Annotated in this window: 22 protein-coding genes; 6 read left to right on the top strand and 16 right to left on the bottom strand. The window is 64.2% G+C overall.

Features of this window, described 5'->3' with window-relative positions; translation table 11 throughout:
- The first annotated feature begins 51 nt into the window (after positions 1 to 51).
- From ABEA02_RS09125 to ABEA02_RS09115, 3 genes are read left to right on the top strand one after another with little or no spacing between them, the layout of a single operon-like run.
- Complete coding sequence (locus ABEA02_RS09125) at positions 52 to 507, top strand: GtrA family protein (RefSeq protein WP_345532597.1); 456 nt, start codon at positions 52 to 54, stop codon at positions 505 to 507.
- Positions 508 to 525: 18 nt separating this feature from the next.
- Positions 526 to 2,103 (top strand): NAD(P)/FAD-dependent oxidoreductase, encoded by a 1,578-nt coding sequence (locus ABEA02_RS09120; protein WP_345532596.1) that lies wholly within the window; start codon positions 526 to 528, stop codon positions 2,101 to 2,103.
- 9 nt (positions 2,104 to 2,112) lie between these two features.
- On the top strand, positions 2,113 to 3,981 hold the full coding sequence (locus tag ABEA02_RS09115; RefSeq protein WP_345532594.1) for a hypothetical protein: 1,869 nt from the start codon (positions 2,113 to 2,115) through the stop codon (positions 3,979 to 3,981).
- A gap of 36 nt (positions 3,982 to 4,017) precedes the next feature.
- On the opposite strand, the gene gatB is transcribed toward ABEA02_RS09115, so the two are convergent.
- Both gatB and ABEA02_RS09105 read right to left on the bottom strand, forming a co-directional pair.
- Positions 4,018 to 5,472, bottom strand: coding sequence for an Asp-tRNA(Asn)/Glu-tRNA(Gln) amidotransferase subunit GatB (gene gatB, locus ABEA02_RS09110; protein WP_345533625.1), 1,455 nt, complete (start codon positions 5,470 to 5,472; stop codon positions 4,018 to 4,020).
- 77 nt (positions 5,473 to 5,549) lie between these two features.
- Positions 5,550 to 5,966 (bottom strand): gamma-butyrobetaine hydroxylase family protein, encoded by a 417-nt coding sequence (locus tag ABEA02_RS09105; protein WP_345532593.1) that lies wholly within the window; start codon positions 5,964 to 5,966, stop codon positions 5,550 to 5,552.
- A 137-nt stretch (positions 5,967 to 6,103) separates the two neighbouring features.
- On the opposite strand from ABEA02_RS09105, the gene phoB reads away from it, so the two are divergent.
- Together phoB and phoR are read left to right on the top strand one after the other, a co-directional pair.
- Complete coding sequence (gene phoB, locus ABEA02_RS09100) at positions 6,104 to 6,811, top strand: phosphate regulon transcriptional regulator PhoB (protein ID WP_345532591.1); 708 nt, start codon at positions 6,104 to 6,106, stop codon at positions 6,809 to 6,811.
- Between the two features lie 56 nt (positions 6,812 to 6,867).
- A complete protein-coding gene (gene phoR, locus ABEA02_RS09095) occupies positions 6,868 to 8,223 on the top strand; it encodes a phosphate regulon sensor histidine kinase PhoR (RefSeq protein ID WP_345532590.1) in 1,356 nt (451 codons plus the stop codon).
- 14 nt (positions 8,224 to 8,237) lie between these two features.
- Here the strand turns inward: phoR and ABEA02_RS09090 are convergent, their stop codons facing one another.
- The 6 genes from ABEA02_RS09090 to ABEA02_RS09065 all read right to left on the bottom strand — a co-directional run bounded on the left by ABEA02_RS09090 (position 8,238) and on the right by ABEA02_RS09065 (position 14,239).
- Complete coding sequence (locus tag ABEA02_RS09090; protein ID WP_345532589.1) at positions 8,238 to 9,872, bottom strand: hypothetical protein; 1,635 nt, start codon at positions 9,870 to 9,872, stop codon at positions 8,238 to 8,240.
- A 383-nt stretch (positions 9,873 to 10,255) separates the two neighbouring features.
- Positions 10,256 to 10,816 (bottom strand): gamma carbonic anhydrase family protein, encoded by a 561-nt coding sequence (locus tag ABEA02_RS09085; RefSeq protein WP_345532588.1) that lies wholly within the window; start codon positions 10,814 to 10,816, stop codon positions 10,256 to 10,258.
- Between the two features lie 16 nt (positions 10,817 to 10,832).
- Positions 10,833 to 11,510 (bottom strand): DUF1826 domain-containing protein, encoded by a 678-nt coding sequence (locus ABEA02_RS09080; protein ID WP_345532587.1) that lies wholly within the window; start codon positions 11,508 to 11,510, stop codon positions 10,833 to 10,835.
- Positions 11,507 to 11,926, bottom strand: a complete 420-nt coding sequence (gene hisI / locus ABEA02_RS09075) for a phosphoribosyl-AMP cyclohydrolase (RefSeq protein ID WP_425584671.1) — start codon at positions 11,924 to 11,926, stop codon at positions 11,507 to 11,509. The genes ABEA02_RS09080 and hisI overlap by 4 nt, the downstream gene beginning before the upstream one ends.
- A 29-nt stretch (positions 11,927 to 11,955) precedes the next feature.
- On the bottom strand, positions 11,956 to 13,173 hold the full coding sequence (zigA, locus tag ABEA02_RS09070) for a zinc metallochaperone GTPase ZigA (RefSeq protein ID WP_345532586.1): 1,218 nt from the start codon (positions 13,171 to 13,173) through the stop codon (positions 11,956 to 11,958).
- 10 nt (positions 13,174 to 13,183) lie between these two features.
- A complete protein-coding gene (locus ABEA02_RS09065; protein WP_345532585.1) occupies positions 13,184 to 14,239 on the bottom strand; it encodes a CobW family GTP-binding protein in 1,056 nt (351 codons plus the stop codon).
- Between the two features lie 495 nt (positions 14,240 to 14,734).
- Here ABEA02_RS09065 and ABEA02_RS09060 point away from each other — a divergent pair, with 495 nt between their 5' ends.
- On the top strand, positions 14,735 to 15,937 hold the full coding sequence (locus tag ABEA02_RS09060; protein ID WP_345532584.1) for an ATP-binding protein: 1,203 nt from the start codon (positions 14,735 to 14,737) through the stop codon (positions 15,935 to 15,937).
- A 38-nt stretch (positions 15,938 to 15,975) separates the two neighbouring features.
- On the opposite strand, the gene ABEA02_RS09055 is transcribed toward ABEA02_RS09060, so the two are convergent.
- The 8 genes from ABEA02_RS09055 to ABEA02_RS09020 all read right to left on the bottom strand — a co-directional run bounded on the left by ABEA02_RS09055 (position 15,976) and on the right by ABEA02_RS09020 (position 21,588).
- Positions 15,976 to 16,530, bottom strand: coding sequence for a DUF3299 domain-containing protein (locus ABEA02_RS09055; protein WP_345532583.1), 555 nt, complete (start codon positions 16,528 to 16,530; stop codon positions 15,976 to 15,978).
- Complete coding sequence (locus ABEA02_RS09050) at positions 16,527 to 16,649, bottom strand: hypothetical protein (RefSeq protein WP_345532582.1); 123 nt, start codon at positions 16,647 to 16,649, stop codon at positions 16,527 to 16,529. Before ABEA02_RS09050 ends, ABEA02_RS09055 begins: the two co-directional genes overlap by 4 nt.
- A 40-nt stretch (positions 16,650 to 16,689) precedes the next feature.
- Positions 16,690 to 16,833: a hypothetical protein gene (locus ABEA02_RS09045; protein ID WP_345532581.1), complete on the bottom strand. Its 144-nt coding sequence runs from the start codon at positions 16,831 to 16,833 to the stop codon at positions 16,690 to 16,692.
- 173 nt (positions 16,834 to 17,006) lie between these two features.
- On the bottom strand, positions 17,007 to 17,711 hold the full coding sequence (locus ABEA02_RS09040) for an energy transducer TonB (RefSeq protein WP_345532580.1): 705 nt from the start codon (positions 17,709 to 17,711) through the stop codon (positions 17,007 to 17,009).
- Entirely contained in the window at positions 17,708 to 18,508 is an 801-nt protein-coding gene (locus ABEA02_RS09035; RefSeq protein WP_345532579.1) for an ABC transporter ATP-binding protein, read from the bottom strand. The genes ABEA02_RS09040 and ABEA02_RS09035 overlap by 4 nt, the downstream gene beginning before the upstream one ends.
- A gap of 25 nt (positions 18,509 to 18,533) precedes the next feature.
- Positions 18,534 to 19,589, bottom strand: coding sequence for a FecCD family ABC transporter permease (locus ABEA02_RS09030; RefSeq protein WP_345532578.1), 1,056 nt, complete (start codon positions 19,587 to 19,589; stop codon positions 18,534 to 18,536).
- A complete protein-coding gene (locus ABEA02_RS09025; RefSeq protein WP_345532577.1) occupies positions 19,586 to 20,476 on the bottom strand; it encodes a heme/hemin ABC transporter substrate-binding protein in 891 nt (296 codons plus the stop codon). The genes ABEA02_RS09030 and ABEA02_RS09025 overlap by 4 nt, the downstream gene beginning before the upstream one ends.
- Positions 20,464 to 21,588 (bottom strand): hemin-degrading factor, encoded by a 1,125-nt coding sequence (locus tag ABEA02_RS09020; protein WP_345532575.1) that lies wholly within the window; start codon positions 21,586 to 21,588, stop codon positions 20,464 to 20,466. Before ABEA02_RS09020 ends, ABEA02_RS09025 begins: the two co-directional genes overlap by 13 nt.
- Between the last annotated feature and the right edge of the window lie 2 nt (positions 21,589 to 21,590).

Raw genomic sequence — 21,590 nt, 5'->3', positions numbered from 1 at the left:
TCGCGTCCACCATGGCGGCCGCAGAGCTGCAAGCAGGACACAGGAGACAGCATGGAATCCGGGGCATCCCCCGTCATCGAAGGCAGCGTGCCCGGCATGGGCCCTGTCTCGACGCAAGCCGGGGGCCTGAAGCATTTGCTTCGGGCATTCATCAAGTATCTGCTGGTTGGCGGCATCGCGTTTGCCGTCGACTTCGCCCTCTTTTCGACCTGCCTGTCGGCAGGTCTGCACTACTTGCCGGCCGTCTGTGTCGGCTTCATCGGCGGGCTGCTGACCAACTATGCCCTGTGCGTGGCATGGGTCTGGCGCGGCACTCAGGCCCGCAGTTTGCGGGATTTACTTGTTTTTGCACTTGTCGGCGTCGGCGGTCTGGCGCTGACCTCGCTCGGCATGTGGATTGGTATTGACGTCCTGGACGCGCCTGAGCGCGCGAGCCGCATCGTCATGGCGGCGTTGGTGCTGGTCTGGAATTTTGGCCTGCGTCGCGCATTCGTGTTTTTCCGTTGAGACCCTGGCTGGCCTGACATGAACAAAACTGCACTCATCATTGGCGCTGGCCCTGCGGGTCTGACTGCTGCTTTCGAAATGCTGTCCCAGCAATCCGGCATTCGCCCGGTGATCCTGGAAGTGACCGACCGCATCGGTGGTATCTCCTGCACGATCAATCACAACGGCAACCGTATCGATATCGGCGGTCACCGGTTCTTCTCGAAGAGCGATGTGGTGATGGACTGGTGGGCGGCGCGCATGCCGCTGCAGGCAGCGCCCTCGCGCGACGACATCGTGCTGAACAAGACCAAGCCTTGGGCCAAAGAAGGTCCTGATCCGGAGAAGGCCGATCGCGTGATGCTGATCCGCGAACGCATTTCGCGCATCTTCTACCTGCGCAAGTTCTTCGATTACCCCATCTCGATGAAGCTCGAGACGGTGACCAACCTCGGCATCTTCCGCACGATGTATGCGGGCTTCGGCTACGTCTTTTCGCAGGTCTTCAAGCGCAAGAGCGAAGATTCGCTGGAGGACTTCCTCGTCAATCGTTTCGGCGTACCGCTGTATCGCATGTTCTTCGAGGACTACACCGAAAAGGTGTGGGGTGTGCATCCGCAGAAGATCTCTTCGGCCTGGGGCGCGCAGCGCATCAAGGGTCTGTCGCTCTCGAAAGCCGTGTTCTCGGCGATCAAGAAGATGTTGCCGGGCGGCAAGGACACCGACCTGCGCCAGAAGAAGACCGAGACTTCGCTGATCGAGCAGTTCTTCTACCCCAAGCTGGGCCCGGGCCAGCTGTGGGAATACGTGGCGGACGATGTGAAGAAGATGGGCGGCGAGATCCACATGCGCCACAAGGTCACCGGCATTCACGTTGAAGGTGGCCGCGTGGTGGCTGTGACGGCCGAGTGCGATGGCGTAGAGAAGCGCTTCGACGGCGACTTCTGTCTGTCGACCATGCCGATCAAGGATCTCGTTGCGGGCTTCCGTGGCGACGCCGTGCCGGCCGACGTCAAGCGCATCGCCTGCGACTTGCCCTACCGCGACTTCATGACCGTCGGCATCCTTGCCAACAAGCTCAAGATCCGCAACACGACCAAGATCAAGACCGTCGGTGACGTGGTGCCCGACACCTGGATCTACATCCAGGAACGCGACGTGAAGCTGTGCCGTCTGCAGATCTTCAACAACTGGTCGCCCTACATGGTGCAGGACCCCGACAAGGTCTGGGTCGGCCTCGAATACATGTGCGACGAAAAGGATGACATCTGGAAGATGAGTGACGCGGATTTCATCGAGTTCGCCGTCAAGGAGCTCATCCAGATCGACATCCTCGACCGCGAAGACATCCTCGACACCTGCCGTATCCGCATCGAAAAGGCCTACCCGGCCTACTTCGGCACTTACGACGAGTTCGATACCGTCAAGGCCCATCTCGACAGCATTACCAACCTGTACTGCATCGGCCGCAACGGCCAGCATCGCTACAACAACCAGGATCACTCCATGCTGACGGCCATTGAAGCTGTGCGTTGCATGCGCGATCCTTCCCAGTCGCGCTCGGTGCTGTGGTCGGTGAACACCGAGAAGGAATATCACGAGACCAAGCAGTCCTGAGGCAGTATCGTGAGCGACAGTGCATCCCCGGTCGAATCGGCCCCTGAGCTGGCGGCAGATTCCCCTGTCGAGTCTGCGCCGCAAGCGCCTATCGTGGCATCGCCGGTGCGCCAGTCATTGATGACGAGATTGCTCACGCATCCGCTCACGCGCTTGTTCAAGCACGCCCTTCTGAGCGCGCTGATGCTTACAGTGGCGTTCTGGCTGTGCTGGCCACGCATGACGGCAACCGGGGAGGCGGGCGGACAGATCAGCAAGACCGATCTGCCCTGGGTGTTCCACACAGTCGGCAGCGGCAATCGCCTGACGATAGACATGCAGGTCGGCTGGCTGACGCCGCGTACCTGGCAAATCATCCCGGACGACAACCTGCGCGCCATGTTCATCAACGGGCAGGTTGTTTCGTTCGCTGGCGTACGCGAAGGCGGCCTGACGGACTACACCCGTGGTTTCGACATTGATCTGGGCCCATATCTGCAGCGCGGGCCCGCCGTCATCGTGTTCCAGGTCGACAACGGCGGCGGCGACGGCGGCATTTCATTCCGGCCGCGTATGGGCTTCTGGCATGCACTGGTATTCGCTGCCGGCTTCCTGCCACTGTTGTTTGGGCTGTCGCGCTGCTTCGGGCTGCGCAAGCTGCAGATCTTCATCATTGCCCTGTCCTTGCTGGTCATCTGCAGCTACTGGATGGCGACGCCCTGGCAGGTGCGGACGCACGATGCTGCCGGAGTCGATGGGCACTATGGCTACGTCGCGTGGGTCGCCCAGAACCTGGCGCTGCCATCGCCGATGCAGGGCTGGACCTTCTACCATCCGCCTGTTTATTACACGCTGGGGGCGGTCGTCTGGCGCTGGGCTCATTGGCTCAACCTGCCTGCGGCGGAAATGCTGCAGGCCTTCTCGATCGCACTCTGGCTGATCTTCCTGACGGCGACGGCGGGCACCCTCCGTCGCGCTCTGCGTGGTCGCTACGTGGCGCTGGCCACGGCAACGCTGGCACTGGCTTTCTGGCCCTCGGGCATCATCCACGCCATCCGGCTCGGTAACGACTCTGCGTTGTTTGCCAGCGCCGGCGTGGCGGGCTGGTTTGCCATCCGCTGGTGGCAGGGGCGCAGGCGTGACGATCTTGTCTACATGGCCCTCACCTGTGCAATTGCCTTGCTGTGCAAGAGCAATGCCATCGCCTTGTGTGCCGCATTGGGGGCACTGGTCTTGAGCACGGCCCTGCGGCGTAATCGTCGCAAGCGGCGCTCAGCCATGCTGGATACGACGCTGTTCGGCGGCCTCGTGCTCAGCGGCCTGTTCGCCAGCTTTGTCGTACGTGTTTATTACTACCTGCAGGGCGCGATTCCGAATTGGCTCATCTCGAACACAGGCAGTCTTCACAGCGGCCTGCTGGTGCCGGTGAACCTCAAGTCGTTCCTGCCGCTCGATGTGCCGACCTTCCTCACGATGCCGTGGATGGCGCCGTTCGACGACGCCAGTGGCCGCGCAAACTTCTGGAACTACCTGCTGCGTTCTTCGCTGAGCGGCGAGTTCGCCTTCCCCGACGCGCTACAGGGTGCTGTGGCCTATGCATGGGGAGCATTGTTGCTGGGCCTCTTCCTGAGCTTTTTCCTGGTGTCGAGCTGGCGTGCGGCGGGTTGCAGTGCCCGCGCGCTGTACCGTGTCCGTCCGTTCGTGTTGCTGGGGATCACGTGGCTCGCAAGCCTTGTGGCATTGCGCATCATGACGCCTTACGCGTGCAGCAACGACTTCCGCTACGTGCTGCCGGTCCTGCTGCCGGCCCTGTTGTTCTGGAGTCAGGCCGGTCGTTTGCAGCGCATTGCGCTACTGCTGATTTCGCTGGGGTCAGCGGTGTTCTTTCTCGGCCTGTAAGGGAGTGGCTGCCGTGCCAGCGGCAGCCTGTCGCACTCAGCCCAGCTTCTTCTTCAGCAGCTCGTTGACCTGCGCGGGCGAGGCCTTGCCCTTGCTGGCCTTCATGACCTGACCGACCAGCGCGTTGAACGCCTTCTCCTTGCCGGCCTTGTACTCGGCGACGTTGGCGGCGTTGTTGGCGATCACTTCGTCGATGATGGGCTCGATGGCCGAGGCGTCGGTGACCTGTTTGAGACCTTGCTTCTCGATCACCTCGTCGGCGCTGGCGCCATCACCGTTCCACAGCGCTTCGAAGACCTTCTTGGCGATGTTGTTCGAGATGGTGCTGTCGGCGATGCGGGCGATCAGGCCTGCCAGCTGCGCGGCAGAGACCGGGCTGGCGGCAATGCTCCGCTCTTCCTTGTTCAGGCGCGCAGCGAGTTCACCCATAACCCAGTTGGCGAGGGGTTTCGCAGCTGCTGCACCGGCCGCTTTGACTGCCTCGACGTAGTACAGCGCGGTGTCGCGGTTGGCTGTCAGTGTGGCGGCGTCATAGGCTGACAGGCCGTATTCACTCTGGAAGCGTGCGGCCAGTTCCTGCGGCAGCTCGGGCATCGCCGCCTTGACCGCCGCTTTCCAGTCGGCGCTGATCTCCAGCGGCAGCAGGTCGGGGTCGGGGAAGTAGCGGTAGTCGTGTGCATCTTCTTTGGTGCGCATCACACGCGTCTCGCCAGTGCCCGGGTCGAACAGCACGGTGGCCTGCTGGATCTTGCCGCCGTCTTCGATGATGCGGATCTGTTCTGCGACCTCGTAGTCGATGGCCTGCTGCAGGAAGCGGAAGCTGTTGAGATTCTTGATCTCGCGGCGCGTGCCCAGAGGCTCACCTTTGCGACGTACCGAGACGTTGGCGTCACAGCGGAACGAGCCTTCCTGCATGTTGCCGTCGCAGATGTCGATCCATTGCACCAACGCATGCAAGGCTTTGGCGTAGGCAACGGCCTCGGCCGACGAGCTCATGTCTGGTTCGGTAACGATCTCCAGCAGTGGCGTGCCGGCCCGGTTAAGGTCGATACCGCTGTGGTCGCGAAACAACTCGTGATCGCTTTTGCCAGCGTCCTCTTCGAGGTGAGCGCGCGTCAGGCGCACGGTTTTTTCGTAGGCCTTGCCACCTTCACCCACCTGGATGGTGATCGTGCCGCCCTGCACGACCGGCAGCTCGAACTGGCTGATCTGGTAGCCCTTGGGCAGATCGGGGTAGAAGTAATTCTTGCGGGCGAACACCGAGCGCGGCGCGACTTCGGCGCCGATGGCGAGTCCGAAGCGGATGGCACGCTCGACGGCGCCACGGTTGAGCACCGGCAGCACGCCGGGCAGGGCGATATCCACCGCGCTGGCCTGCTCGTTCGGCTCGGCGCCGAAAGCGGTGCTGGCGCCAGAGAAGATCTTGGAGGCGGTGTTGAGCTGGGCGTGGGTTTCCAGGCCGATGACGACTTCCCAATCGCTGCGCATGATGTCTTGCTCGAATCCAGTCTGTGAGGGGAGTGCAGGCGGATGCTGCACCAGGTCTGCAATTCTACCGCGTCAGCCCTTCAATGCCGGCTGCAGCCGCCGCTGGCCGGGCGCGGGGTCGCGTGATCGCGGCTGGCGCCGGCGGCTTCCAGCTTCTGCAGGTAGTCGGCCCACAGAACTTCATGTTCCTGCGCGTAACGGTAGAGCAGGTCCCAGGAGTAGAGGCCGCTGTTGTGGCCGTCGGAGAACACGAGGCGCACGGCGTAGTGACCGACGGGTTCGACGGTCGTGATGGCCACGTTGCGCTTGCCGGTCTGCAGGGTTTCCTGCCCCGGGCCATGGCCCTTGACCTCGGCCGACGGCGAATGCACACGCAGGAACTCGCTGGACAAGCGTGCCGCCACACCGTCTTCGAAGTGGATTTCGAGCTCCTGCGATTTCTGGTGCAGGCGCAGTTCGGTGGGGATAGGGGAGGACTGAGGAGCGGAATCAGACATGAGGGTCTTTAATGAGGTTTTATTGCAGCGGAATGACTTGTCACAATTCGGTCATGAATCGGAAATAGACTGCCGGCTAGTAATGACGGCTGTCCATCCGGTAGCCGGGGACTTTTCGCATTCTGACGGGGCGTGAGATGGCTGCCAACATCCTTCTGGTTGAAGACGAACCTGCGATCCAGGAACTGATCGCTGCCAATCTGGCGCGTGCCGGGCATACCGTGGTTCGCGCGCAAGACGCCGAAGCGGCACAGCGCATCGTGCGCGAAGCCTTACCCGACCTTGTGCTGCTTGACTGGATGCTGCCCGGCCTGTCCGGTGTCGATTTCGCGCGCCGTCTGCGTGCGGAAGAGCGCACGCGCAGCATCCCCATCATCATGCTGACGGCTCGCAGTGAAGAAGAAGACCGCGTGCTCGGTCTCGAGACCGGTGCGGACGACTACATCACCAAGCCCTTCTCGCCGCGCGAACTGGTGGCCCGCATCAAGGCCGTGTTGCGCCGTCGCGCGCCGGAAACCACCGAAGATGCCGTCGAATTGGGTGGCCTGCGCCTGGACCCCGCGACGCACCGCGTTACCGCTGGTGAGCAGACGCTGAGTCTCGGCCCGACCGAGTTCCGACTGCTGCACTACCTCATGACCCACCCGGAACGCGTACACTCCCGTTCGCAGTTGCTCGATCAGGTGTGGGGCGATCACGTCTTCGTTGAAGAACGTACGGTCGACGTGCATATCCGCCGTCTGCGCAGCGCGCTGGAGCAGACCGGCCACGAGCGGTTGATCCAGACCGTGCGCGGCAGTGGCTATCGCTTCTCCACCGACCTCGTGGCAGCGCAGCCGGGCTGAGATTCGAACGATCTCGGTCCGCTTCCGTCATGGCAGGACGGCATGGCTGACATCACTTGTCGGCACATGCTCTCGGGGGTTTCACGATTTTCCAACGACGCGATATCTGGCTTTACTGGCTAGGCGCACTGGCGGCCCTGCTGTTTTGCGCGCTGATTGCCGGCGCCTTGCTCGGCATGACGGTCGGCTGTGGCGTTTTCATTGCTGGCCTGCTACTGATGGTGGTCTGGCATCTGCGCTACTTGGCCAAACTGTTTGACTGGACGCGTCAGCCACTAGGCACGCCCGTTCCATCCGCGCTCGGCAGCTGGGGTCATGTGCTGGCGGCGTTGTCGCGGCGTTCGCGCATTGCCTATGACCAGCGCGAGCGTCTGTCGCAGAGCCTCGCGCGTTTCCGTGAGGCAGCACAGGCTATGCCGGACGGCGTCATCTACCTGACACGCCAGCACCTCATCGAGTGGATCAACGTCGCGGCTGAGCGCCACTTCGGCATCGACGCGGTGCGCGACGTGGGCGGTGCCATCACGAATCTCGTACGCCATCCGGACTTCGTCAGCTATGTCGACTCGGGTGACTACACTGAGCCACTGTTGCTGCACCCGCTGCGCAGCGAAGGGCTGACCCTGTCAGTGCAGATCGTGCCTTTTGGCGAAGACCTGATGATGTTGATCTCGCGTGACATCAGTCAGCTCGAACGGCTGGAGACCATGCGGCGCGATTTTGTGGCCAACGTCTCGCATGAGCTCAAGACACCCCTCACCGTGATCAGTGGCTTCCAGGAGATGCTGCACGACGGCTTCGAAGACTTTACGCCGGACGATGCGCGACGCTATCTGTCCTTGGCCATGGAGCAATCGACGCGCATGCAGCGCCTGATCGAGGATTTGCTGGCCCTGTCCTCACTCGAAACCTCGGCCACTGTTCCTGACGACGAACAGGTCGATGTGCAGACCCTCATGCGCATGGTCGGCGACGAGGCACGTGCCCTGTCGGCAGGACGCCACACGATAGAGATCGACGCAGGCCCGTCCGCCAGCCTGTCTGGCAGCGGCAAGGAGCTGCACAGCCTGCTCGCCAACCTCGCCAGCAACGCCGTGCGCTACACGCCCGAGGGAGGCACGGTCCGCCTCGTCTGGCAGGCGACGCAGGAAGGCGGGGAGCTGGTTGTCGAAGACAATGGCCCGGGCATTGCGCCTCAGCATCTGCCACGATTGACCGAGCGCTTCTACCGTGTGGATCGGGGCCGTTCGCGCGAAATGGGCGGCACAGGTCTGGGGCTCGCTATCGTCAAGCACGTGCTGACGCGGCATCAGGGCAGTCTCGATATCGACAGCGAACCGGGGCGGGGCAGCCGCTTTGCGGCGCGCCTACCGGCACGCCGCATTCACTGGAATACGCCGGTCGAACGCTGACCGGCGCAGCAATTTCAGTCCAGGCTGTCGGGGCGCGGCTCCCGCGTGAAGCTCACGCGATCAAAGTTGGCGCCGCGTGAAATCAACTTCTCCATGCGCGCAAACCACGGGCCCTCGGAATACACCTCGACACGACGACCGACGAGGAACCAACCTGCCGGCACGATGAGGCTCTCATCCGTCTTCAGCGAAGGCACGGCAGGGATGGCGAACCCCATGCGGTAACGTTCGCGTGCCGAACGATCACCAAGGTGCAGGCGCACCGCGACGACTTTCGGCGGCCCGGGCAATACGCTCACACCGGCCTGCAGGCTGCCGTTGTTCTGGAACTGCAGCCAGCTGACTTCGGCCAGCAGCATGGGCGCCGCCGGGTCGTTGCGCAGACCCACCAGCTGGCGGTGTTCGACGCGTGATGCACCGCGCGAACGCGAGATGCGGTAACCCGTCAGCGACTGGTCGTTGATGTGCCAATTCTCTTCCTGCACGTAACCGAGTTGGGCGGCACGCGAGCGCAAGGCTTCCGGTGTCAGGTCGGCATCGATGCGGTCGCCGAAGGTGCGGATGACCTGGGTATCCGAAAAGCTGGTGACCCGGCCATCGTTAGGTTGCGAGAACTCGCGCCCTTCCAGGAAGAAGGCAATGGCCTGCTGGTCGACACACAGCAGCACCTCGGCATTGGTGCGCTTGCGCGGAAACTTGCGGCCCGCTGCGGCATGACCCCAGGGGCGATAGAGCGACACCAGCAGGCGCGAGCAGGCAGGCTGCACACAGTCGTCACCGAGTCCCAGCGAGGCTGGTGTCACGCCCTTCTTGAGCTGTGACACCACAGCCTGAATGTGCGCCGCGAGACGCTTGGTGTCGATGTTGCGCGTCTTGGCGTTGGCGGGAATCAGGCCGACCGGGCGCAGGCCGTGATCGGCCTCAACGTCGAGCGCGAACTTGGTGGCCTTGTCCGGGCGAGGCTGCGCTTCCACCAGAATGGTGCAGTAGGGTGCGAAGCGTTGTGCCCAGCGCAAGATCCACACCAGCTCGCGCGGCGTGCGGCCACTGGGGATCGACGCATCGACGAGCAGCAGGGCCACGTAGGCTTCCTGTGCGCTCTGTGCGCCCCACACTTCGTTGAGCGCATCGGCAACGCGCACATCGGCATGGCCGGCGCGCTCTGCCGCAAGGTACAGCGTGTGCAGGTCGCGCCACAGCCCCGGCGGCATTTCGCGGCGGGCGCGGTAGTACTCCATCATGGCCAGCGCTGAATACTGGATGCGACGATGGGTCAGCAGGGCGCGACGATCTGTGAAGCCGGGGTCCAGCGCCGAGCGCTGCGCGACGATGCTGTAGCTCTTGGCCATCGCCGTCCAGCTGGCGACGACGCGTTGCAGTCGCTCGTCTTCTTCGCTGGCAGGTGGCAGCGGGCGTGCCACGTAGCGCTGGGAGGCCTGCGCCATCACGAAATCCAGCGTCGTGCGCATCTCTTCGAGCACCTGCAGATGCTCGGCCGGCTCGGGCGGATGCACGATCATGCCGTCCAGCAGATGCCCCAGAACGGCCAGGGATTCGTCTACGTCGGTGGGATTGAGCGCGCGTAGAACCCCCAGGCATTGCCCGGCCTGCGAGAAATCGACGTGCTGGAGGGATTTGGCTGCGAGCATCTCGGTTCCGGTCGATCCTCGTGAGATCGAGCACTTGTTTGGACGGGAATGACGGGATGTACCGGCAAGCCCGGGTGCCCCGGTCAGGCCTGTACGCTGCATCAAGTATGACAGAAGCGCCATTTCCGGCGCAAACCGCGCCCGGACGGGCGGAAATGTGTCAAGTTCGGCTGGTTGCTGTTTGAGACTTTTGTCTCGTTTTTCAGTGTTTGATCTGCCGCAATGTGGGAAAAGTGTTTGGGTGGCCAGGGCAGCAGCGCAGCCTGGTCATGGCGCGGTGGCCCATGTCCGGGCCAGGTTCGCGCAGGTCCGGGTTTCCTGGCGCACGCCCCGGATGATGTCCCGGGCCTGAATGCCGAGCCCGGTGCGTATCGGCAGACGGATCAGAACTCGTTCTGGATGCGCTTGTAGCCTGCGACCAGCTCGTTGTTGGTGCGCACCACGTCTTCCGAGAACTCGGTGGCCGAGGCCGTGACCTTGGGGATGGTGCCCAGATCCGTGCGGGCGTTGATATAGGTCGTCGAAGGCACGTAGAAGCCCGCTGGCAGATCGCAGCCGTCGACCACCGAGTTGTGGCGTACCACGCAGCCTTCGCCCACCTTGCAGTTGAACAGCACGCTGTTGAAGCCGATGAAGACGCGCGCCCCCACCTCGCAGGGGCCGTGCACGATGCTGCGGTGGGCAATCGAGGTGTGCGCACCGATGTTGACTGACGCGCCTGACTTGGAGTGGATGACGACGCCATCCTGGATGTTGGAATGTGCGCCGATCACGATGGCGTCCATGCCGCCGTCGGGGCGCGTCTCGTCGGCACGGATCACGGCATAGGGGCCGATGAACACGTTCTCCTCCACAACGACCTTGCCACACAGGATCGCGGTGGGATCGACGAAGGCGGAGGGGTGGATCTGCGGCAGATCGCCGCTGGGGTTCCTGCGGATCATGGGGGCTTTCGGTGGCTTACCAGATGGCGTCGAGGGAGAGCACGACGCGCGGCATGGCTTCGGGTTTGACGGCGGGCGAGCGGTGAATCAGGCCGTGGCCCGCATTGCCCTGCCAAGACTCGCCCTTGAGCAGCGCGACGGCGAAGGGCGGCACGCTGTGGATCGCCTGCGCGGCGGTTATGAGACCCGAGGCTTCGTCCGCCAGCCCTTGCGCGGCAGCCCCGAGGAAGCGGCGGTCGGCATGGCGCTCGTCCAGCCACTCGGTGCCGGGGCCGCGATAGGTGCACAGCAGGCGGATGCCCGTGCGGTCGACATGCAGGCGCGGGCACATGGCCTTGTCGAGCACTTCCAGGCGCACTCCGGCGCGCGCGCAGCCCATCAGCTCGCAGTAGAGCTCGACCAGAAAGCGCACGTCGTCCTTCAGCACTTCGCGTCCGGGGTGAGCGTCCCAGGCGTTGAGCGACAAGGTATCGCCGGCATCGACCGCGCAGCGCAGGCCACTGCGCAGCGTGCCCTGCGCGGCGAGCCCGTCGAGGTAATCGACGATCTGCGGGCAGGCCGGGCGTTCGAGCACGGCGATGCGGATGCGTTCTTCGAAGATGCGGGTCAGATCTTCGAGTGCATCGCAGTGCGCCAGCGACGGCGGCGGCAACGCTGAGCGGGAGAGGGCGGGCGCTTCGCAGGCAAGGTTCATGGTGGGCTCTTGAGTAGCGGCGCGGTGCTCAGGATGCGCACCCGGTCGCCTTCGATGCGGTTGTAGAAACAGGACGCTCGCCCCGTGTGGCAGGCGCCGCCGGTTTGCGCCACGCGTAGCAGCACGGCGTCACCATCGCAGTCGAGGCGCGCATCGATGAGCTGTTGCACGGCACCCGAGGTTTCGCCCTTGCGCCACAGGCTGCTCCGCGAGCGCGACCAGTAGCAGACGCGGCCGGTGGCGAGCGTCTCTTCGAGCGCGGCGCGGTTCATCCAGGCCAGCATCAGCACCTCGCCCGTGTCGTGCTGCTGGGCAATCGCAGCGATCAGACCGTCGGCATTCCAGGGCAGGCTGTCGAGCACCTCGCTGAGCCGCAGCAGCGTGTCGGCCGGCGACGCTTCGTGCTGTGCGAGCAAGTTGCGGCTGCGCCCCGTTCTCTGCGCGCTCAGGCGGCCTCCCCTTCTTCCTCTTCAATGCCCTGCCAGTCCGGGAACGGGTCGTTCAGATTGGCCCAGGCAAAAGGTCCGGCTTCCAGCTCCAGCCCGGTCAGCAGGCAGGCGTCAAGCCGTTCGCGCAGGGCATCCTGATCCATGTCGACACCGATGATGACGATTTCCTGGCGGCGGTCGCCGAAGGTCTTGTCCCAGCGTTCCTTGATGCGTGCCTTCGCGGCCTCGTCCTGCGGCCACTGGCTGCGGTCGACCGAGGCCCACCACAGACCGGCTGGGCCGTGGCGGCGCACGGCGCCAGCCAGCGCCCATTCACCGGCCAGATCCATGCGCGAGGCGAGCCAGAAGTAACCCTTGGCGCGCAGCACGCCGGGCCATTCCTGGTGCGCGACCTGCCAGAAGCGTTCGGGGTGGAAGGGGCGGCGCGCGCGGTAGACGAAGCTGGTGATGCCGTACTCCTCGGTCTCCGGCGTGTGCGTGCCGCGCAGCTCCTGCAGCCAGCCCGGCGATTGCGCCGCCTGCTCGAAGTTGAAGAGGCCGGTGCCCAGCACGGTATCCAGCGGCACGCGGCCGAACTCGGCTTCGACGATGCGGGCACGCGGGTTGAATTTCTTCAGGATGCCGTAGAGATCACGCCGCTCTTCCGCGCTCACGAGATCGATCTTGTTGAGCACGATCACGTCGCAGAACTCCACCTGCTCGATCAGGAGGTCGACCACCGAGCGCTCGTCTTCCTCGCCCAGCGATTCGCCACGATCCTGCAGGCTGTCGCGGCTGCCGTAATCGCGCAGGAAGTTGTAGGCGTCGACCACGGTGACCATGGCGTCGAGTTGCGCCACGTCGCCAAGGCTCTGGCCCTGCTCATCGGTGAATGTGAAGGTTTCGGCTACCGGCAGCGGCTCGGAGATGCCGGTCGATTCAATCACAAGGCAATCGAAGCGGCCTTCTTCGGCCAGCTTGCGCACTTCGATCAGCAGGTCTTCACGCAGCGTGCAGCAGATGCAGCCGTTGCTCATCTCGACCATCTTCTCGTCGGTGCGCGACAGCGTGGCGCCGCCCTGGCGCACCAGTTCGGCGTCGATGTTCACGTCCGACATGTCGTTGACGATCAGCGCCACGCGGCGCCCTTCGCGGTTTTCGAGAATGTGCTTGAGCAGGGTGGTCTTGCCGGCGCCGAGAAAGCCGGAGAGCACGGTAACGGGGAGCTTGTTCATGGGGCAGGCCTCAGAAGGGGACGTCGTCGATGATCTTCATGGCCGCTTCGAAACGTGCGTCGGCCTCGGCATCGGGTCTGTGGATGGACGCGTTGATCACCGCGCGGAACTCGGCTTCCGGCAGACGCTCGCCGATGAACACCAGCACGGATTCACGCGGGCTGTCGGGCACCCAGGGCTCGGCGAGGTTGAGCGCCATCAGCATGTGCACGCCCTGCATGATCACCTGGTCGTCATAGCCCGCCAGATGCACCACGCCCTTGTAGCGGAGCATCTGTGCGCTGTACTTGTCGATCAGCGCGCCCAGCGCCAGGCGGAAGCGTGTCGGTGACAGCGGTTCGGTCAGACGGATGCTGAAGGACTGCACATCGTCGTCGTGCTCGTGCGCGTGAAAGTGGTCGAGAAACTCCGGCTCCAGCGACTCGGCGACTTCGAGGCTGAAGGCATCGATGTCGAGGATCTGCGCCAGATCCGTCTTGCCGAAATGCACGGGCACGATGGGCGCGCGCACATTCATCTCGTGCAGTCGCGCCTTCAGTGCCTCGGTGTGCGCGGCGCTGACGAGATCGGTCTTGGAGAGCAGGATGCGATCGGCAAAGCCCACCTGGTCCTGCGCCTCATGGTGCGCATCCAGCTGCTGCATGGCATGCACCGCGTCGACGACGGTGATCACCGCATCCAGCCGGTAGTGCTCGGCCACGCCTGGATCCACGAAGAATGTCTGCGCCACGGGCGCCGGGTCGGCCAGCCCGGTCGTCTCGATCAGCACGCGCTCGAAGTCCAGCGCACCCGCGGCGCGCTTCTCCGCCAGCTCGCCGAGGATGCGCACCAGGTCGTCACGCACCGTGCAGCAGATGCAGCCGTTGTTCATCACCAGCACCTGCTCGTCGGCATTGCGCTTGAGCAGGGCGTTGTCGATGCCGATCTCGCCGAACTCGTTCTCGATCACCGCGATGCGGTGGCCGTGCGGTTCAGACAGGATGCGGTTGAGCAGCGTGGTCTTGCCCGCCCCCAGAAAGCCGGTGAGGACGGTGACAGGGATCAGGTCAGACGAAGTGGTGGACATGCCGGCAAGCCTTTAAATGCAACAGTGTTGCATTGTACGGGTTTGCCTGATTGATGCAACTTTGTTGCAAGTAAAGGTCACAGTGTGTGGTTTGCCCCCTCTTTTTGCTTTCGCCTTATGGTGATCACGCGACCCACCCTTGCAGGGCTGCCCGCTCCACGCCGTGGCAGACTTGATCTGGCGACCACAGATAGCTAGGGGTCCCGAGCCTGTCGTCTTTACGTAAGCTGGCTTTGTCCCGGATTTTCAGCGTGCGGGCGTGAGGACTTCAGTGAGCAGAGGTGTCTGCAATCTTTGATCCTGCCATTCGAATAACTATATGAAAAATATAAAGACTTCAGGTCTTGGCTGCGCGGGAGGAGGGTCGTCTAGGAGACCGGAGTTGTGGCGGCCTTCGCCGATCTCGGGGAGAGAGGAGCACCCTGGCGCATGGTTTTATCTGTTTTTATTTTTAATACGATAATTTATCATCCAAAAAATAATCCAGGATAAATCATGATCTCCTTTCCCCGGACCGCCTTGGCAGATGAGCTGGCGCGCGCGCTTCAAGGCAAGGCCAGCTTCAGCGATGCGCACAACGGCATGTTTCTCGCCGCGCCTCGCCGTACCGGCAAGACGACATTTCTGCGCGGCGATTTGCTGCCCGCGCTGGAGCGTGCGGGTGTGGTGCCTGTGTATGTAGATCTATGGGCTGATGTGGCGCGGGACCCCGGCGTCCTGATTGCCGAGGCGATTGGGCGTGCCTTGCAGCCGCACCTGGGTCGGGTGGCGAAGCTGGCGAAAGGCGCGGGGCTGGAGAAGCTGAGTCTTGCGGGCTGGCTGCAGGTGGATACCAGCAAGATCGGCAAGCTTGATGGGCTGACCCTGGTGGACGCCCTGCGTGCCTTGCATGAGACGGCGGAAAAGCCTGTCGCGCTGGTGATTGACGAGGCGCAGCACGCGCTGACCAGTGAGGCGGGCGAGAACGCAATGACGGCCTTGAAGTCGGCGCGCGATCAACTGAACCGGCCGGGCGAGGTGAACCTGATGCTGGTGATGTCGGGCTCGGATCGCGACAAGCTGCTGCGTCTGGTCAATTCAAGTGGCGCCCCCTTCTATGGCTCGCAGATCCAGCGCATGCCTCTGCTGGATCAGGCTTTCATTGACTTCATCGGTGAGCTGGTCGAAAAACAGCGGCCGGATCTTGCGCCGGTAGATCGGGATTGTCTGCACAAGGCCTTTGAAGGGTTTGGCAGCCGTCCGCAATTCTTCATGGAAGCGCTGGGCCAGGTGCTTAGCCCGCTTGCCAGCATTTCGGGGCGCTTTGAACTGGCGATGCTGGAGGCGGCCTTGCAGCGCCAGCGCGACGACGAGGCACAGATGGAGTCAGATTATCTGGGGCTGAAGCCGCTGGAGCAGGCGGTGTTGTGGCGCATGTTGGAACTGGGGCCGCGTTTTCGCCCGTATGACGCTGAAGCCTTGAAGTTCTACCAGTTCCAGACAGGGAAAGCAGCGAGTGCCGCCAAGGTGCAGAACGCGCTGGAGTCTTTGCGCCAACGCATGCCGGCGCTGGTCTGGAAATCGGCGCGGGGTGAATATGCGGTGGAGGATGCGGCGATGCATCGCTGGTTTGAAGCTCGCAAGACGGCGAATAACTGGCCACCTCGCAGCTTGCAGTCTGATCTGGCCTTCGGTGGCGACGCGGCAGGCAGCGACTGAGGGGTGCTGAGAATGCGCGACCTTTGACGCTGGGGCTGCTACTTCTTCTCCGGCGGCACGTAAGCCTCGACGCTTTGCGCTTCGAGCCGGTAGCTCACCGCGCCGAAGGGGCTGTCGCTTTGCACAGCGAGCAGCTTGCCGGTGACCCAGACGGCGTCCATCATGCGGCCGCCTTGATAGGGCGTGCGCGGGGCGACGTCGATGATCTGGTTGGAGGGTGGCGGTGGCGAGTGGATGCAGGCGCCGAAGTAGGGCACGAGGAGGAAGCTTTTGACGAGCTCCTTGTCCTTGTCCATCGGGATCAGGTAGCCGGGGATGCGCACGGTGGTGCCGATCACGTCTTTGGCGATGGGCGCCTTGTCCCACTCGGCGCGCAGCTGGGCCATGGCTTCGTTGGCGCGCGGGTCGCCGTCGCGCAACTTGGAGAGGTCCAGCTTCTTGAGTGAGGCGTAGGGATCCCAACCCTTGGGGATGAGATCGCCCCAGGTGATGGTGCGCGCACTGCTGCTCGCGGCTTTGCCGTCGGCGGCCAGTGTGGTGAAAGGGGTCAGCGCCAGAGCGCCGAGCAGCAGCAGGAAAGCGAGTGATTTCATAAGCGCGGGTGGAGTCCGTCGGCCAGCGAGAGGCGGTAGGCCCGCCAGGCCGGGATGGCGCTGGCAATGAGACCGTCTGCGAGGATCAGGGCTGTCAGTGTGGCGCCTTCTGCGCTCAATGCAAAGTCCGTCGGTGAGCAGCCAGGGGCCGGCGAGGGTTCAGCCAAGGCTCAGCAGAAGCCAGCCCGTGACGATGCCGCGCGCCGTGGCGAGCAGGCCTGCGATGAGCAGCAGGGCGAGGATGGCGCGCGCGCTGGTGGTGACTGTCGACGTTGTCGTGCACTTCGCCGAGCAGTCGCACATTCGCAGGGCCTTGCGGCACGTTGATGGTGATGCCGTTGTCAAGCAGCAGAGACAGCAGGAAGTCGTGGAAGTGGAACGATATGGCGGTATCAGGCTCGCGGGGGGGCGAGAAAGCTTTTGTTTCGACGATATGGGGAGCCGTGTCGGGTCTCGTTTGTCAGGCGTGAAGAGCTTCAATCCGTAACGGCGAAACGTATCGCGAATTCGACCCAGCTTGCGAGGCGTTCGCTGCCGCGTCGTGCGGGGAGGAAGCGCCAGTTGCGCACTGCGCGTAGTGCGGCGTCGTCGAGCAGGCGGTAGCCGCTGCTCTTGACGACCAGTATGTCGCCGGGCTGGCCATCTATGCCCGCCCAGACGCGCAGCAGCACCGTGCCGCCAACGCCCTGTTCGCGCAGCAGCATGGGGTAATCGGGCTTGGGGTTATAGGCGTAGTCGGGCTGTGCGCTGTGCACCGTTTCCTCTTCGATGCGCGCGGCGGGTGGCGGTGCAGGAGGTGCTTCGACGATGCTTGCCGGGGCTGTCACGGGCTGTGCGGGCTGGCTGTGCGTGTCGTTCGCGGAGCCGGGGGCGGCCAGCGCCGTGAGGACGGCGGTGGGCTTCGCTTCGGCAACGGGCGGCGTGGCGGCAGGTGTGCGGGGTGCGATGGGGTTGGGAGCTGATTCAGGCGGGGTAACCGATGGCGGGGGCGGAGCCATGAGCCAGCGCACTTCGATCAACGCTTGCTCGGGCAGCTCGTGCAGCGGCGTCTCCACCTTCAGGGTGATCTGGCTGAGTGCCAGTGCGGCGATTGCATGCAGCAGCAGGCACAGCAGCAATACGAGGCTGCGTCCCAAAGACGGTCGATGCAGTGCGTTTCGCCAGGGCAGTGCGGGTGTCATGACGTTGTTACAGCAGAAGCTGCACGCCAGGGCAGCACCAATGTGCTGCCCTGGCCGTCGTCGAAGCACTGCAGCTGGATGCCGTACAGCGCTTCGAGCTGTGGCACGGCATCTGCGTGGCTGGGCAGGTCGTTCATCAGCGCGCCCTCAAGCACCAGCAGCAGGCGCGAGAAGGCCTGCAGCGCCTGGTTGATGTCGTGCAGTACGGCGACCACGGCGTGGCCGCGTTGCCGCGCAAAGGCGTCGAGCTTGTCGAGCAGGTCGATCTGCAGGCCGGGGTCAAGTGCAGATAGCGGTTCATCGACGAGGATCAGGCCGGCTTCGCGATCCCACATCTGCGCAAAGATGCGGGCCAGTTGTACGCGCGCTTTCTCGCCGCCGGACAAGGTGTCGCAGCGGCGGCCGAGCAGGTGGCCGGCGTGGGCCTGCATGGCGGCTTCCCGCACGATGTGGGCGAGATCCGGGTCATGGTGGCGCGCTACACGGCCCAGTGCGATCACGAGGTCGCAGTCGAGGCCGAAGGCGACCTCGGTCGATTGTGGCAACACGGCACGGCGGCGCGAGAGCTCGATGAGGCTGCTGCGGGCGAGGAGCGTGCCTTCGAGCGCCGCACTGCCTGCGCTGCATGGCAACTCGCCCGCCATCAGGCGCAGCAATGTGGACTTGCCCGCGCCGCTGGGGCCGAGGATGGCGACGCGTTCGCCGGCCTCGATGTCGAGATGGAACGGGCCGAACGATCTGCGGCCCAGCCGGGTTTGCGCGGCGATGAGACTCAGCAAAGGGGGATTGGTGCGCATCAACATGGCATCGGTGCGTGGCAAATCAGGCAATGCGATGCCGCGAGGCACGCAGGATGATGAGGAAGAAGGGTGCGCCGAGCAGGGCGGTGAATACGCCGACCGGAATCTCCGCAGGAATCGCCACGGTGCGCGCGACGGTGTCAGCGATGATCAGCAGGAGGCCGCCGAGCAACATCGACAGTGGTACGACGCGGCGCTGGTCGGGCCCGACCCAGCTGCGTACGAAGTGCGGTGCGACGAGGCCGATGAAACCGATGATGCCGGTCCAGGCAATGGCGAAGCCGGCAGTGAGTGCGACGAGCAGGATGATCTGTGTGCGCAGGCGCGAGACCTCGATGCCGACATGGGCGGCGGCGGTTTCGCCGAGCGCCAGAGCATTCATCGCACGTGTGAGGCGGCGCACGGCCAGCATCGAGAAGGCGAGCACTCCGGCGAGCACCAGTACCAGCGACCAGCTTGCACTGGCGAGCGAACCGAGCGTCCAGAACGACAGCGAGCGCAGCTGTTCGTCATTGGCCAGGTAGGTGCATAGGCCGATCACAGCTGTGGCTATGGCGTTGAGCGCGATGCCGGTGAGCAGCAGCCCGGCAATCGAGCCGGGTACCAGCCAGCGTGCGGCGTAATCGAGCACCATGCAGACCAGCAATGCGCCTGCAAAGGCTGACGCCGGCAGCAACCAGATACGCCAGCCATCGGGCAGGTTGAGATGCATGCCGGACACGACGACGATGGTCAGTGCTGCCGCGCAAGCAGCACCGCTGGTGACGCCGAGCAGGCTCGGATCGGCCAGAGGATTGCGGAACAAGCCTTGCGTGAGCGCGCCGGAAAGGCCCAGTGCAGCACCTGCGAGCAACGCGAACAGTGCGCGCGGCAGACGCAGGTTCCACAACACGTAGCGGCCGCCCGGCGTGCTGCCTGTGACATCGGGCCAGAACAGGTTGAGCCAGTCGCCACCGCGTACGGGCACGGCACCGCACTGTACGGCGACCACGATTGCCACGCACAGCAGGACCAACAGGGCCACGCCGGGCGACCTGCTGCGGGCCGTAGCGAGTGACGCGGAGAGCGCGAGGCTCATGCTGAAAGCGCCTTGTTGAAGGCCGCGTCGAGTGCGCGCACGGCTGCGGGCAGGCGCGGGCCGAAGCCGAGCATGAAGACGGCATCCTGCGCGATGACGCGACGGGCCTGGCCAGCAGGTGTGCTGACCAGTCCCGGCAGGCGCAGGACGCTGTCGATGCCGCCGCTCGCCGTGAGGCCCTGATCGGTGAGCAGGATCAGGTCGGGCTGCGCCGCGATGGCGGCTTCGGGCGTGAGCGGTTTGTAGCCCTCGAATCCGGTGATCGCATTCTTGCCGCCGGCATAGGTAATCATGGCGTCGGCGCCGGTGTTGCTGCCAGACACCATGATCTGGTTGGGCGCATGAGCCAGCACGAACAGCACCTTGGGTGCTGTGCGCTTGCGCGCCGCGATGGTTGCGGTGGTTGAGCTCCACTCCCGCTGCAGGCGTTGTGTGTGTTGCGCGGCTTGCGGCGCACGGCCGATGATCTCGCCGATGCGCTTGATGCGATCAAGCAGGCCTTCGAAACGGTGGTTGGCTGCGAGCACGGACACCGTGATGCCTGCCGCGCGCACCTGTTGCAGCACGGTGGGTGGGCCGGCTTCCTCGCTGGCCAGCAGGTGGGTCGGCGACAACGCGAGGATGCCTTCGGCTGACAGTGTGCGTGCATAGCCCACACTGGGCAGATTCTGCGCAACGGCCGGGAACAGCGAGGTCGTGTCGACGCCGACAAGGTCGGCACTGGCGTCGAGCAGGTACACGATTTCGGTGAGTCCGCCGCCGACGCTGACCAGGCGTTGGCGCCCGGTCGCGGGTGCTGCGTGCAGGCCGGGCAGTGCGCCAGCCGTGGCGAGCAGGGCGAGCTGTCGCAGAGTGCGGCGACGTGAGGGTGTGGTCAGGCTGCGCACGATGATGCCTCCGGCAGCAGCCCTTCAACCAGCGCGCGCCATTCCGGCAGTTCCGGTTTGCCCGGCTTGCGCTCGCCGAACAGCATGGCGATGTTCTCACCTTGCGCATCGAACAGTTCGAGCGCGGTAACGATGCCGTCGTCGGTCGGTTTGCGGACGGCCCATGCGCTGGCCACGAGGTCGGCGCGCAGGTGCAGGTTGAAGCCGGGGTCAAGCACATTGAGCCAGGGACCCATGACGGCAATTTTCTTCACTGTGCCGGAGTGGATCTGGATCACGCCGGGATTGCCGGTAAACACCATGATGGGTACGCCGCTGGCGGCAGCCTGTTCCAGCAGGCGGTGCACGGCGTCCGGCGCTACGGCACTGGCGAAGCGTGGTTCAGCGAGGCGCAGGGCCTGCGTGCGTGACAGGCCGTACTTGCGCAGCACGCCGAAGAATTCGTGCGTGTCGTGCAAGGCAGCCCAGGCAGCGCGGAAGCCTTCGACGTCGATGGCGCTGTCGGGTTTTTCAGCTTCCCTGGCAGCGGTGGGGACGACCGTGATACCACTGTGCGCTTCGAGGCTGGCGAAGCCATCGACGAGCATCTGCCAGGCGCCGAGATCGGTGCCGGCGCGTGCGAAGATCTTGTGGATTGCCGTGCCTTGCGCATCGAAGAACTGCAGGCTGCGCTGCACGCCATCGGCGGTCGATTCGCTCACGGCAAAGCCGTGTGCCCAGGCACCGTAGAACAGGCGCAGGTCGATCTCGCCGCCGAGCACCAGGCCAACATGTGCGTTGTGCGAGGCCTTGCGATAGACGCCGGTCTTCTCATGCACGCAGGCATGGTTGCGGGTCAGTGCCATGACTTCGCCGAGCGCTTCGAGCGATTCGATGAGGTCCGGCCACTCGGCGCGCAGGCGCACAGCCTGCAGCGTGGCTTCCGCGTCGTCGATGCCGCCGGCGTGCGCGGCGATCAGCTCGCCTTCGGACACGCCGAGCGAGGCAGCGATGTCGCGATGGCGGGCCTTGGCTTCGCGGCGCTGTTGCGTGAAGGCGCGGCGCAACTCAGGCAGGGAAAGGGGAGTGGCTTGCGCTGCAGTTGAACGCGTCGTGGGCGATTGCGTAGACATGT

Source organism: Viridibacterium curvum (assembly GCF_039544165.1).
In the GTDB taxonomy this organism is placed as follows: Bacteria; Pseudomonadota; Gammaproteobacteria; order Burkholderiales; family Rhodocyclaceae; genus Viridibacterium; species Viridibacterium curvum.
Note: the sequence above shows the minus strand (reverse complement) of the source record. Positions and strands in the feature narration are given on the sequence as shown.